An 11,997-nucleotide genomic window follows, 5' to 3' on the forward strand; every position below is an offset into this window, starting at 1 on the left:
GAAATCGGAAAAGCTCATCTGACTCATGGGCAAGACTTGCTGGGGGGCTGAACGGAGGGCTATTTCAGCACAGGTCGGGCGGCTTGTGCTGACTTGATCGGAGAATCCCTATCTGGGCGGGTACTATTCGGATGACCTGTATAGCGACCAAAGCTTTCTGTACAGCTTTGTTGGTTATGAAACCAAACTTCCGGCGGATATCGGGCTGAATCTTCGCTATGGCTGGGTCGATTACAAGGACCCGCTTTTCATCGATTCGAGCGGACGTGGGCGTGACAGCTACAACGAGTGGCAGGCGACATTGAGCAAGGAGTATTTTTCGTTCAACTGGTCTGTCAGCTATGTCGATTCCGATCTTTCCAAGAGCGAATGCCTAAGTTATAGCGGATTCGATGACACCTGCTCCTCAAGCTTGGTCTTCGGCGTGAGCAAAACCTTCTGATCCTGTATCGGATGTCGCAGTAATCCTTTGGTTTTTTCCATTGGCATTACCTTCATGGTGCGCCTCTTTTGGAATTGCCCGCTTCGGCGGGCATTTTTCATGTGCGCCCAGCATGGGCGCAATCTTGTGGGTGAGAGTCCCGCCGTGAGTTGACCACAGCGAACGAAGTGAAGCGCAACTGCATGAGGGCGACCGAGTGTGGGGAGGAAGCGTGGAGCGAAGCCGCGAGCCGATGAACAAGAACCGGATAGAAGGCGATGCCGACCAGGGCGAGCGGGCATGAAGTCGCGAAGCCCTCGTGGTCAAAGGGCGGCGGCGTAGATCCGGCGGTTGTGCGGTGAAGGATTGCGTCCTTACCTGGGGAGATCTCGCCTTGTGCCTGAAAGGGCGACGGCGGCAGCCGGAGCGAGAAGTCAGCAGAGGCCGTAGTAGTTGTTTTTTTCGACGAAGGGCCGAACGAGAGAAAGCGCCGGAGGCCATCTTGATGCGACATGACCGGAAGTCAGATGCCCGCCAAACGCGGGGCGGACGCAGACGAGGAGCGGTGAAACCGTGAATCGCTCCGTCAGCGACGAGGCATTGCGCCCGCAAGGTGATCCCGAAAGCGCAGGGCAAGGGCTGCTGCAACGCGCCTTTGCGAGAGGCAACCTGCAACGCGCCTGGAAACGAGTCAAGGCTAACAAGGGGGCGGCGGGTGTCGACGGTCTGGATATTGAGCAGACGGCCGAGCACCTGCTGACCGAGTGGGCCGGGATTCGCCATCAGCTGTTGTCAGGGGCGTATCGGCCCAGCCCGGTACGCCGCGTGGTGATTCCCAAGCCCGATGGTGGCGAACGCGAGCTGGGTATTCCGACGGTCACCGACCGGCTGATCCAGCAAGCGCTGCTGCAAGTCTTGCAGCCGCTCCTCGATCCCACCTTCAGTGAACACAGCTACGGTTTCCGTCCGGGGCGTAACGCCCACGGCGCGATTCTCGCGGCGCAGCGTTATGTCGCGTCAGGACGGCGGATCGTGGTGGATGTGGACCTGGAGAAGTTCTTCGACCGGGTCGATCACGACATCCTGATTGATCGTTTGAGCCAACGGATTGCGGACCGGCCGGTAATCCGGCTGGTCCGCGCCTATCTGGATGCTGGAACGCTAAAGGCTGACGTGATCGAGAAAAGCCGCTGCGGGGCGCCGCAAGGCGGCCCGCTGTCGCCGTTGCTGGTGAATGTGCTGCTGGACGAAGTGGATCGGGAATTGGAGCGAAGAGGCCACTGTTTCGTGCGCTACGCCGATGATGCGAACGTCTACGTCCGCAGTCAAAAGGCAGGTGAACGTGTGATGGCCTGGCTGAAGCGTCTGTATGGACGGCTGCACTTGAGCGTCAACGAGAGCAAGAGTGCGGTGGCGAGTGCGCTTGGCCGCAAGTTCCTCGGTTATGCCCTCTGGCTGGCCCCGGATGACGAGGTGCGCCGTGGGGTGTCGATGAAGGCGCGGGAAACGTTCAAGCAACGGGTCAGGCAACTGACCCGCCGGCCCGGTGGCTGTAGTTTGGCTGATGTGGCCGGGAAACTGCGCAGCTACCTCTTGGGATGGAAAGGGTATTTCGGGTTGGCACAAACCCCTCGAATCTGGCGAGCGCTGGACGAGTGGATACGCCGCCGCCTGCGTGCCCTTCACCTCAAGCACTGGCGCCATGGCAAGACGACCTACCGGGAGCTACTCCGCCTTGGAGCCAGTCCCCAGGTGGCGCAATCGGTGGCAGCACTGAGCCGCCGCTGGTGGCATAACAGCCTCTCCGCTGTGCACCGCGTGCTGACGATTGCCTACTTTGACCGTCTCGGCGTGCCGCGCCTCTCCTAACCTCAATCTCTCGAACCGCCCGGTGCGGACCCGCATGCCGGGTGGTGTGGCAGGGGAGCGGCCTGTGAAGGCCACCCCCTATGCCGATCTCTGGCATGAAAAACTCTGAAGATATGCTTTCTTCCAGAACGGATTAAGGATGGTTTGAAGTAGCCCTGTGTTCCGGCCGACTTCTGCCCTTGCCAGTTTTAGAAGCGGCGATTCGACCAAAATCGATCAAGTCACCCGCTCATTTCTGTGTTTTTAGCCACCGCGAGCACCTCGCAGCGGCCATTTCCCACATTACAGGCGCACGTCTTCTGCATTCGTCAGCAAATGTCGGCGCGCCATCCACAGGTTCGACAGGGCAAACAATGTCACCAGCTGTGCCGTGTTCTTCGCCAGGCCACGGAAGCGTGTCTTCACAAGGGTGTGCCAGTGCAGGCCGGTGAGGTGGCTGACGTGGCTGATCGGCAACAGTTGCAGCAAGCCCTCGAGCCAGACGCGCATGCGCTGGGTCAAGCGGGAGGCCGGCTCCAGCCAGTCAATCCGCTCGGTCACCCGCCCGCAACTCAGGCAGTCGACGCGACGCACCGGCAGTTGCAGCAGGACCCGCTGATCCAGCAGGTCACGGTCACGCACCTGACGGACTCGCCGCTCGTGGATCAACGGGCTGGGCTTGGCACACCGGCTGCAAATCGGTAAGCGCTCGGCCTGGGGTTCGAGGCTGATTAGCAGGGTGTCGTGAGTGGCTTGGCGACAGGCGACAATCGCGTAGCCTGGCCAGAAAGCGGCAAGATCAATAGGATGCACGGCGACAGCAGGGCGTGGGAGTTGGTTTGTTTGGCGACTGCCAATCTACCCACTTCCCTGACTGTCAACTCGCTCTTTCCCCCGATTCCGCGAAGAACCAGTTTTCAAGCGGATGGTAAAGCGTACCGTCTGGAAAACTTCTTGTACCACCAGCCAAGGGCAGACTGCCGTGGCGACCATTCGGGCCCGGAAGGGCGCGGACGGCTTGCTCCGCTACACCGTACAAATCCGCTTCAAGAAGAACGGCGCGCAAGTCTACCAAGAGAGCCAGACATTCTCCCGTAAACAGTCTGCAGAGACTTGGGCCAAGCGACGAGAGACGAGCCTGGTGTAGTGCTTGTGGTCATTCGTCCTGCTATCCCCGCACCCTCGTGGGAGCGGCCAATGGCCGCGAGACAACGCTGTTGCCCCTATCGCGGACAAGTCCGCTCCCACAAGAGCGAAGGCCGGTGCTACAACGAGCCGAAGCGCACCTCCACCTCCAGGCTGCCCCGGTTGTCGCTCAGGCCGGCGCCGTAGCGGCCGTCCAGATCATCGTTGATGCACAGTTGCAACTCGCCTTTCTGGCCACGCGGTAACTGGCCTTGGGCGCCAACCAGGAAAGGCGCGCCGTTGCTGCCGATACGGCCGATCAGCGCGCCTTCGTTGGCCCCGGGCAGGGTGTAGCCGGGCTTGGCGATCAGCCCGGCGTGGCCGTCGCCACCGACCATGCCGGTGGCCGGATTGGCGGTCCACTGCCCGCTGCGGCACACCGCCAGTTGCCAGCTCTGCCCGTTGACCTGCACCCCGGTGCCTTGCCAGGCCTGATTGGCCTGCACCTGCACGGTACGCGCCAGTAAATCGCTGGCCACCGTGTCCGCGGCCTGGAAGGCCAGGGCGGTGATGGTCAAGGTCGGGTTGGCTGTGCCGGTGCTGGGGAAGACGCCGTCACCGATCAGGAACAGGTTGCGGTGATCCCAGCTGCGCTGGTCCTTGTCGACCACCGAGGTCCTTGGGTCGTCACCCATGCGGTAGGTGCCCATCAGGTGGCCGGCGCCTTCATAGGCATAGGCCGCACCCTGGTAGCTGAAGACACCAGGCGGCGAGTTCTCCGTGGATGGGTTGAGGTTGGTCAGTTCCTCGGCGCCGAGCAGCTCGGTGATGATCTGCGTCGCCGCGTTGCGTGCCTGCTTGAAGCCCTCCTTGGTGTAGTCGGAAAAGTCGTAATGGATTTCCGGCCGCGGGATGCCGAGATGGTCCTTGTACTGCTGCGACGGCACCACCCGGCACAACGCCTGGTCGGGGTTCTCCTCCACCTGTTCCACCAGGAAGCCCAGGCGGAACTGGCGGGTGAGGATGCTATTGAGCTTCTGCACCAGCGCCGTGCCGAACAATGCCTGGGACGGCTGACCCTGTTGCGACGGCAGCGGGTTGGTACCGCCGTTATTGGTACCGTCGATGTAGTCGCAGACGGTGGTGTATGGATCGTTCTCCGACCAGTTCCAGCCTTCATTGCCGATCTCGATGCGCCAGGCCGCGCGTTGCCGGCGAAATTCGCCGTCGCGCAGGCTCTCGATTCCCGACGTGGACAGCGGCCCGCGATAGGGAAATAGCGCCTTGCCCTCCGGCATCAGCCCCCAGGCCAGGTACACGGGGTGGTCGGCCAGGCTGCAGCCGACCTGGCCGCTGCTGTTGGCAACCCCCTTCGGGCACTGCGGCGAAGCTGAGTTGAGCAGCAACTTGGGCGTTTCAATGGCATGGGCGGCGATCACATAGCGTTTGCCCTGGGCCAGGCCGGTGCCGGTGGCCGGCCCATCACTGGTGGCGTACTGGATGAACTCGATGCCGCTGACCTGTCCATTACCGTCCACCTGCACGCGGCTGGCCACGCTCTGGTAGAGGATGCGCACGTTGCCGGTGTCCAGCGCCTTGTTCATGGTCACCGTGGCATCGTACTTGGCCTGGATCGGACAGATCGGCGTGCAGCTGGTATTGCCGGCGCAGACCCGCCGGCCGTTGTCGTTCTGCGAGTTGCGCCCGGCCGGCGTCGGGCTGACCAGCAGCGGCAAGCCCTGGAACGACTGGCCATCCACCGCGGCAGCCAGCCCCTGATCCACCAGCGACGGCGGAATACCATGCATCGGGTACTGGTAGCCGGGCGGGAAAGTCACCCCCAGGTAGCTCTGCGCGGCGACGTCGGCGGACACGCCGATTTCCGCCTCGGCGCGGCAATAGGCGCTTTGCAGATCGTCATAACCGATCGGCCAGTCGACGCCCACACCGTAAACCGTCTTCATGCGGAAGTCGTTCGGCAACAGGCGCAAGGAAGTACCCATCCAGTGCCACATGGTGCCGCCGCCGAGACGCTCGTAGGTGCTGCTGAAGGACAGCGGCCCTTTCTGCACCAGGTAGCTCTTCTGCGGGTCCTGCCAGCCGTTGATCAGGTCCGCGATGGTGGCGCGCGGCGCGTTCTGCTGCGCCGGGTCCTGCGCCATCTCGTTCGGTGGGTAGGGCGCTTCCGGGGCCTTGAGGATAGCGGTATAGAAGCGCTCGAGGTATTCGCTGCGATTCGGTGGAATCGCCGGGCCGGACTCCAGTACCAGCACCTTCAGCCCGGCCAGGCCCAACTGGTAGGCCATCACGCTGCCGGCCATGCCACCGCCCACCACTATTACATCCGCTTGTTCAGTGTTCATACGCTGGGACCTCCATTGGCGGGCACGCCGGTAAAGTCTTCCAGGCTCGGTGGTTGCTCGGCCCAGTAACCGAAGTGGAATTCGCTGTAGCCCATGGGATGCGCCTGGGCGATGCGCCATGCCCAGCTTTCCTTGTAGGCCTGGTCGGAGACCACATGCTGGTCGCCCTGGTGCTGGTCACCCTGGTCGTACGGCTGGTACCAGACACCCAGCAGCCAGAGTTTCATGATCGAACGGGCGCCCTGGGCGGTCTGGCTGTTCGGATCGGCCAACACGGCGGCGGCGATCTGGTCCGCTGTCTTGCCTTCGCCCTTGAGGGTGGCGTACTGCTCCAGCAGGCTGCTCAGTACCGCGGCGCCCAGGCCTTGCTGGGCGGTATCGAAGAACACCGGCGGCAGGTTGATCGGGTCGATGGACGGGGCGAGCTTGCTCGATGCCAGGCCAGTGAGGGCCGATGACAGGTCGACGAAGTTCTGCAGGTTCTGGTCGCTCATGGCATCACTCCTTGACGCCGCTGGACTGGGCGCGTTCGAGCAGGTAGGTGAAGTCCGCAAAACTGGTGCGGGGTGACTGCGTCACCTTGGTGGTGGCGTTGTTATGGCACTCCATGCAGCTCGAGGAGGCTTGCGGGGTGGTGCCCTGGATGTAGGTTTCCAGGGTAGTGTTGGCGAGGAAGGTGGGCGCCGGCGTGCCCAGCGGATTGGTCGGCGACGGCACCTGGCAGTCGTTCGCCGGGTTGGTCGGCCACTGGGTGCTGACCAGTTGGTAGTTGGCCCATACCGTGCCTTGCAGCGCCGCCTGGAACTGCGCGTTGAGCTGCTGGGTCGCGGCGTCGATGGGAATCTCCCGCACGATCTGCGACGGCGTGGTCGCGACCGAGGGATTCCACGGCCGCGGCGGCGGCTCGTTGACCGGCCGGTCGCTGGCATGGGGGTCGTAGAACAGGTAAGGCCCTTTGCGCTCGTTTACCGGTGTGGTCTTCTCCGGCACGTTGCGCACGTGCTCGAAGGTCGACCAGACCCACTGTGGCGCATCGGCGGTCTTGTGCACGATGTGCAGGCCGACCAGCCCGACCTTGGCCGAGGTGCAGGACTCGGGAATGATCGGCCCCTTCTCCGGATCATCGTTGCCCGGCGTATAGATCAGCGCATTGACGGTATGGAACTGGTCCGGTTGGTCGTTTCCGTCCAGCAGCTTCCAGGATGCCTTGACCATGATCGAACCGACCTCCCGGGTCTCGTTCGAACCACAGCTGAAGGCCACCCGGTTCTGGGCGTTGGCGAAGAACTTCTCTTGGCCCTCGACGCTGTACAGGCCGTTGTCGACGATGCCGTCGAACATCGCCTGGTTCACCACGATTTCATTGCGCGCGTACTGGCCGCTCTGGTCGATCAGCGGTCCGGTCTTGAAGGGCTGGATGAACTCGTCCAGCACATCCGGCACCTTACCGACCTGTTGCAGCACGCGCCCGCTCTCCAGCCCCTGGCAGGCGGCCGGTGGCGGCGAAGGCTGGTTCCAGCCGGCCGGTGTCTGGCCGTTGGACAGGAAGATCTGGTAACTCTCCTTCCAGGACTCCCACACTGTCGGCGCGTCTGGCTTGCCGATCTGCGCATCGGTGTCGGGCAGGCCGTTGGCCAAGGCTGGCCAGTTGATCGCGACGAAGGTCTGCCAGGACAGCACATCGAAATCGTGCTGCAAACTTTGCAGGCTGACCGGTGGGACCACGGTGACATCGAAAGGGATCTGTGGGGACAGCGGGGGAGTAGCGGCTAAGGCAGGTAATGTGAGAACGCTGGCGACGGTACAGCTCCAGTACGCCGAGCGTCGGGGGCTCTTTTTCATTGTCGTCTCCTCGGCAAATAAAGCGCCAGGAAACGAAACAACCCTTCATGGGCCTGAAGCTTAAGCGCAATCCCTGGCGCCAAAATTCAGACTAGTTCGCCCCCGACACCCGCCCCGGGCATTCCGACTAGCGGTCGGCCGCTTCTGTCGGTTGAGAGCGGCAGAAGTCGACCGCAAGCTGCCTGCCGTGTCAGGTCAAAACCGACCAGAAGCAGACGTCCGGTGGGGGAAGTTGGCAGATCGCTACTTCGAGAACTTCCTAGCTCCAGCGACGCAAAGAATCACGGCTACTGTCACGCCTAGCATCCCGATGCTCACGCTTTCGTGCAGCAGGGTCGCGGCTAGCGCGAGGCCGAAGAACGGCTGCAACAGCTGCAGTTGCCCAACCGCCGCAATGCCACCCGCGATACCAGAACACGAAGCCGATCAGCATGCTGAACAAGGAAACGTATGCCAGGCTGACCCAGGCCGAGGAGGCACGCGCCGACCGGATCACGACGGCGCTGATGCAGGAGCAGATATCGGTTTCTACGGCAGAGCCCTTCGCCACTTCGCCGCATGTGCCCCACGCTATCCGGCTGGCACTCGGCTCGGTCGACATGCTGTCGCTGGAATCAGCCCTGCAACGAGTGGCGTCGGTTGTCGGCTTATATTCGTGACTTCCTGGCCAGACATGGGCCGCCACCAATAGCTGCTTCTGGCTCGAGATTGCCACTCGAAAGACGATGTTGACCATGACGAATGATCTCAATCCGGAAGTCCGGCTCATACGGGGGAACATGGCATTCGACGATATCGTCTGGCGCAGCTTGCAATCGGATACCCACGATATCCGCATGAATCGGCTGCGTGCTTACGCAGCGGTCAACCAGAACGGCGGTGTGTATCCTCCGTGCGCCAAGCCTGGCGAGGTAGGCGCAGGTACGCAGGAGTGAGTGCCCCTCGTAGAGCACATCGTCAACAACCAGCAGCGGTGTTTCTGCGAGATTCAGTGCTGCAAGTCCGGGGTTTTCAATAAGCGCCGTCTCGGGATGTACCAGGCTCAGATCGTCGGCATAGCGTTTGACTTTCAGCGTATAGAGCGAAGGAGCCGGCGCTCCAATGGGGTGGCAGTACCGTGACAAGGCGGCTGCCAACGGCGCACCGCGGCGCAGGATGCCAATGAACGCAAAGGGTTGCTCGTATGACAATGAAGCCAGTTTCTGCGCCATTGATTCCATGACAGTCCCCAGTTCCCGGGAGTCATATACGCAGAAACGATCGGTTGCTGCTGGAGTCGTCATACCGCAGCGTCTCGTTGACCGCCGATGTTGTACTGGGTGGCGAGGGCTGCAGCGATACTTTCAGATGTATCCAGTACGTCGAAATGGCCCGCTTTGGATTCCAGCGCGGGCAGGGGAACGCTGTCGCTGATCACGACCTTCTTCAATAGTGGACTTTCCATCAGCCCCTTACTGTCGGTGAATAGCCCATGGGTCGCCAATGCATAGATTTCGAGGGCCCCTCCAGCATGACAGGCTTCAGCCGCCCGGAGCAGCGTGGCCCCCGTACTGATGAGGTCATCGAACAGAATTACCGTGCACCCTTCGACTTTTCCGATCAGCGTGCCACCGCTCAAAGTTTCGTCGCGGCGGTACTTTTCTACGCAAGCGTGACCTATTGAACGCCCCAGGCGCTCTTCCAGGATCTGGCGGAATCGTTCGGCTCTCTTGATTCCGCCCAAATCCGGCGAAGTGACCACGATTGACTCACCCTGGTGCCAGCCAATGACGTGCTCGGCGAAAAGCGGTGCACTTTCCAGGTGCTGGGTTGGAATGCGAAATGCGTTATCGAAGGCTGCCCGGTCATGCACATCCATAGTCATCAGGCTATCGATGCGACTTGCTTCCATCATGGTCGCGATGTAACGGGTAATGACTGGATCCTGTGCCTGGGTGCGCCGCTCCTTGCGCGTATAACAGAGATAAGGGCAAACAACCTGAAGATGCCGGGCGCCTGCATCCTTGATTGCAGCGCTGAGAAACAGCAGGCGGCACAGTTTGTCGTGCACGCTCAGGCCAGGTTCTGGATAGAGTCCAGAAAATACGACGACGTTCCTGCCTGAAACTGGATCCAAGGGACGGCACTTGTATTCGCCATCCTCATACTGGTGCTCCGCAAGGGCACCGAGAGGTAGCGTGAGGTGGCGTGCGACGCGAGTGGCGAAGGCGTGGCTCTCATGGAGAGCCAGGAGCAGGGGAGCTTCGTCGGCCATACATCACCTGTTTGTGACAGAAGAACAACATGCGGGCCCCGGCATGGGGCCCGCCCGGCACAGCTCAGCTCTCCGATTTGACCGGGATGAGTTTCTCGGGCTTGACCGCCTCAGGACGCTTGGGCAAAGAGATCACCAGGACCCCCTTGCGGAAGCTCGCCTCGATCCCGTCCGGATCGACGTGCTCCGGCAGACTGAAGATGCGCTGGAAGGAGCCGTAGTGGCGTTCCGAAAGGTAGTAGTCCTTGCGGGAGTCTTCCTTTTCTTCCTTCTTCTCGCCACTGATGATCAGTTTGCCGTTGGCCAGCTTGAGCTGGACGTCCTTTTCCTCCATGCCCGGCAGTTCCACTGTGACTTCGAACGACTTGTCGGTCTCTGCAATGTCTACCGCAGGCACGCTGTGGCCGGGCATCGCGTGCTTCCAGAAGGGCTCGATGTCGAAGGTGCTACGGCCGAAGGGAAAATGCAGAGGATGACGTCCGAAGTCATCGAACAGCCGGTCCACTTGCCGGCGCAGGGTGTCCAATGGTCGCCACGGGTCGCCCAGTGCAGGAGCCTTGCCGGTCTGGGGTTTGACTTCTTCTGGCAGTTTTTTTGCGGGTTCGGCCATTTTCAGTCCCTCCATTCGGGATGCTGGGAAATTGCTGCCACGGCCTACTGGCCGGGCGGCGCCTAGAGCTGAAGACTGTGGACCAACTGTGTGGCGTCCTGCGGGTCACGGGTGCTGCAGAAGCCCAGGTCATGCGCCAGAGCCCGGGCGTGGGTGTTGGTTGCGGCATCTATTGAATACATGTGCTTGAAACCGTTCTGCCGCGCGGCTTCGATGAGATGGCGCATCAGCGCGGTACCCAGGCCGCGATGCTGCCAGGCATCGGCCACGCTTACGGCACATTCGCACTGACCGCTTTCTTTCGTGGCTGCGTAGCGACTTACACCGACTTCAATCAGCTGGCCGTCCTGATGGGCGAGCGCTACGAATGCCATCTTTTCGTGGAGGTCGACCTCCATGAGCTGATTGAGAAGCGCAGGGTCGATTTCCCTGATCGCACCCAGAAAGCGGAAGTGCCGACTCTCGCGGGACAGGTTGCGAATGAACTCGACCTCGCGATCACGATCCTCCTGGCGAAGCGGCCGTATGAGTACATGACTGCCATCGTTCAAGGGTTCAATCCAGTGCGCTTCGGCATCTGTGCTGGATCCGGGAATCGTCAGTCGTGGATTACGGGGCAAGGCCATGGCGATAACTCCATGGAGGAAAAAGTGGTATCAGATTTGCGCCCATGGCCCGGGGGCGATTTGACGAGGATCAATTTTGATGTGGATCGCGCTTACCTCCCGACGGCAGGCTCGAAGGTCCTTTGTCGATCCCCATCAATCCCATCGTTAACAGTGTTGCCCAGGTCGAGAGGACACTGGCTAGCGGCCGCATGGTGGAGCGGGTAGCCCCACCAGGGCATCGCAGCCAGCCGCAGCGGTGTGTTCCAGGCTGGAGGCGGCGCCGAGAATCATCTCGGTAAGTTGTTCGGCGATCTGCAGGGATGACAGGGGGGATTCGACATCCTCGGCATCCGGAAGACTTTCCAGCATGCCGATGACCCTGCTGGTGAAGAACTTCATCTGTGAGCCTTCAAGGCCTCGATGGGCTGGGAGGCAAGCGATGATGCCGGTCAGGTACTGCGCATAGTCATTGCGTAGATCGGCCAGTACGCGATTCTGTTCTGCCGTCAGATTGCGCCGTTCCCGCAGCATGAGCTGCAGCTTTTTCCGCTCGCCCTGCTGAAACTCGATGAAGGCACCAACGAAGGCGCGCAGGCGGGGGAGCGTACCCTTGGTTGCCTTCAGTCTTGCCCGGGTGAGGCTGAGCAGGTCGCTCATGCACTCTTCGACAAGATCGAAGAGTAATGCCTGCTTGCTTTCGATGTGGTTGTACAGCGATCCCGCAGCTATCCCCAGGTGGGCGGCCAGGTCACGCAGGCTGGTGTTCTGGTAGCCCTGTTCGCTGAACAGGTCCACGGCCGCCTGGCGCAGGCGTTCCTGTGTGCCGGTCGGCTGGGCGAATTTCGAGCTGCAGTTCATGAGGACTCGGAGCGTGGTGGCGGAGTGGGTGGGAAACCGGCTTGCCGCCCTGTGGGGCGACAAGCCGG

The 11,997-nt window shown here is 61.5% G+C and carries 10 protein-coding genes and 5 pseudogenes; 3 read left to right on the forward strand and 12 right to left on the reverse strand.

From position 1 onward, the window contains the following. Nucleotides 1–406 precede the first annotated feature (406 nt). On the reverse strand, nucleotides 407–556 hold the full coding sequence (locus NJF35_RS19035; protein WP_253091383.1) for a hypothetical protein: 150 nt from the start codon (nucleotides 554–556) through the stop codon (nucleotides 407–409). A 438-nt stretch (nucleotides 557–994) separates the two neighbouring features. Between NJF35_RS19035 and ltrA the strand changes: the two genes are divergently transcribed. Next, nucleotides 995–2,290, forward strand: a complete 1,296-nt coding sequence (gene ltrA / locus NJF35_RS19040; protein ID WP_253080652.1) for a group II intron reverse transcriptase/maturase — start codon at nucleotides 995–997, stop codon at nucleotides 2,288–2,290. Nucleotides 2,291–2,572: 282 nt separating this feature from the next. Here the strand turns inward: ltrA and NJF35_RS19045 are convergent. Continuing rightward, nucleotides 2,573–2,692 (reverse strand): annotated as a pseudogene (locus NJF35_RS19045) (IS5/IS1182 family transposase); the annotation flags it as partial. A 156-nt stretch (nucleotides 2,693–2,848) separates the two neighbouring features. Then, a pseudogene (locus tag NJF35_RS24685) lies at nucleotides 2,849–3,082 on the reverse strand (transposase family protein); the annotation flags it as partial. A 169-nt stretch (nucleotides 3,083–3,251) separates the two neighbouring features. Between NJF35_RS24685 and NJF35_RS19050 the strand changes: the two are divergent. Further along, nucleotides 3,252–3,410: pseudogene (locus NJF35_RS19050) on the forward strand (site-specific integrase); the annotation flags it as partial. A 124-nt stretch (nucleotides 3,411–3,534) separates the two neighbouring features. On the opposite strand, the gene NJF35_RS19055 reads toward NJF35_RS19050, so the two are convergent. From NJF35_RS19055 to NJF35_RS19070, 4 genes and pseudogenes are all read right to left on the reverse strand, one after another. Then, complete coding sequence (locus NJF35_RS19055; protein ID WP_253080653.1) at nucleotides 3,535–5,757, reverse strand: GMC family oxidoreductase; 2,223 nt, start codon at nucleotides 5,755–5,757, stop codon at nucleotides 3,535–3,537. Beyond that, nucleotides 5,754–6,251 (reverse strand): sorbitol dehydrogenase, encoded by a 498-nt coding sequence (locus NJF35_RS19060; RefSeq protein ID WP_253080654.1) that lies wholly within the window; start codon nucleotides 6,249–6,251, stop codon nucleotides 5,754–5,756. Before NJF35_RS19060 ends, NJF35_RS19055 begins: the two co-directional genes overlap by 4 nt. Nucleotides 6,252–6,255: 4 nt before the next feature. Further along, entirely contained in the window at nucleotides 6,256–7,599 is a 1,344-nt protein-coding gene (locus NJF35_RS19065) for a cytochrome C (protein ID WP_253080655.1), read from the reverse strand. Between the two features lie 243 nt (nucleotides 7,600–7,842). Beyond that, a pseudogene (locus tag NJF35_RS19070) lies at nucleotides 7,843–8,068 on the reverse strand (EamA/RhaT family transporter); the annotation flags it as partial. Here NJF35_RS19070 and NJF35_RS19075 point away from each other — a divergent pair. Then, nucleotides 8,058–8,258: pseudogene (locus NJF35_RS19075) on the forward strand (PLP-dependent aminotransferase family protein); the annotation flags it as partial. The pseudogenes NJF35_RS19070 and NJF35_RS19075 sit on opposite strands and share 11 nt — an antisense overlap. Here NJF35_RS19075 and NJF35_RS19080 read toward each other — a convergent pair. The 5 genes from NJF35_RS19080 to NJF35_RS19100 all read right to left on the reverse strand — a co-directional run bounded on the left by NJF35_RS19080 (nucleotide 8,247) and on the right by NJF35_RS19100 (nucleotide 11,929). Further along, a complete protein-coding gene (locus NJF35_RS19080) occupies nucleotides 8,247–8,882 on the reverse strand; it encodes a phosphoribosyltransferase family protein (protein ID WP_253080656.1) in 636 nt (211 codons plus the stop codon). The pseudogene NJF35_RS19075 and the gene NJF35_RS19080 overlap by 12 nt on opposite strands. Beyond that, complete coding sequence (locus NJF35_RS19085) at nucleotides 8,879–9,853, reverse strand: ribose-phosphate diphosphokinase (protein WP_253080657.1); 975 nt, start codon at nucleotides 9,851–9,853, stop codon at nucleotides 8,879–8,881. Before NJF35_RS19085 ends, NJF35_RS19080 begins: the two co-directional genes overlap by 4 nt. 64 nt (nucleotides 9,854–9,917) lie before the next feature. Further along, on the reverse strand, nucleotides 9,918–10,463 hold the full coding sequence (locus NJF35_RS19090) for an Hsp20/alpha crystallin family protein (RefSeq protein ID WP_253080658.1): 546 nt from the start codon (nucleotides 10,461–10,463) through the stop codon (nucleotides 9,918–9,920). A 62-nt stretch (nucleotides 10,464–10,525) separates the two neighbouring features. Further along, complete coding sequence (locus NJF35_RS19095) at nucleotides 10,526–11,089, reverse strand: GNAT family N-acetyltransferase (protein WP_253080659.1); 564 nt, start codon at nucleotides 11,087–11,089, stop codon at nucleotides 10,526–10,528. A 180-nt stretch (nucleotides 11,090–11,269) separates the two neighbouring features. Continuing rightward, nucleotides 11,270–11,929 carry a TetR/AcrR family transcriptional regulator gene (locus tag NJF35_RS19100; RefSeq protein ID WP_253080660.1) on the reverse strand — a complete coding sequence of 220 codons (660 nt, stop codon included), beginning with the start codon at nucleotides 11,927–11,929 and terminating at the stop codon, nucleotides 11,270–11,272. Between the last annotated feature and the right edge of the window lie 68 nt (nucleotides 11,930–11,997).

Origin of the sequence: Pseudomonas guariconensis (genome assembly GCF_024127895.1) — a bacterium.
Lineage (GTDB): Bacteria > Pseudomonadota > Gammaproteobacteria > Pseudomonadales > Pseudomonadaceae > Aquipseudomonas > Aquipseudomonas guariconensis_B.

Bases quoted from the DNA above. Each gene is read 5' to 3' on its own strand.
- NJF35_RS19095 (WP_253080659.1), bottom strand. From the start codon at position 11,089: ATGGCCTTGCCCCGTAATCCACGACTGACGATTCCCGGATCCAGCACA.
- NJF35_RS19085 (WP_253080657.1), bottom strand. From the start codon at position 9,853: ATGGCCGACGAAGCTCCCCTGCTCCTGGCTCTCCATGAGAGCCACGCC.
- NJF35_RS19090 (WP_253080658.1), bottom strand. From the start codon at position 10,463: ATGGCCGAACCCGCAAAAAAACTGCCAGAAGAAGTCAAACCCCAGACC.
- NJF35_RS19100 (WP_253080660.1), bottom strand. From the start codon at position 11,929: ATGAACTGCAGCTCGAAATTCGCCCAGCCGACCGGCACACAGGAACGC.
- NJF35_RS19035 (WP_253091383.1), bottom strand. From the start codon at position 556: ATGCTGGGCGCACATGAAAAATGCCCGCCGAAGCGGGCAATTCCAAAA.
- NJF35_RS19060 (WP_253080654.1), bottom strand. From the start codon at position 6,251: ATGAGCGACCAGAACCTGCAGAACTTCGTCGACCTGTCATCGGCCCTC.
- NJF35_RS19080 (WP_253080656.1), bottom strand. From the start codon at position 8,882: ATGACGACTCCAGCAGCAACCGATCGTTTCTGCGTATATGACTCCCGG.
- NJF35_RS19055 (WP_253080653.1), bottom strand. From the start codon at position 5,757: ATGAACACTGAACAAGCGGATGTAATAGTGGTGGGCGGTGGCATGGCC.
- NJF35_RS19065 (WP_253080655.1), bottom strand. From the start codon at position 7,599: ATGAAAAAGAGCCCCCGACGCTCGGCGTACTGGAGCTGTACCGTCGCC.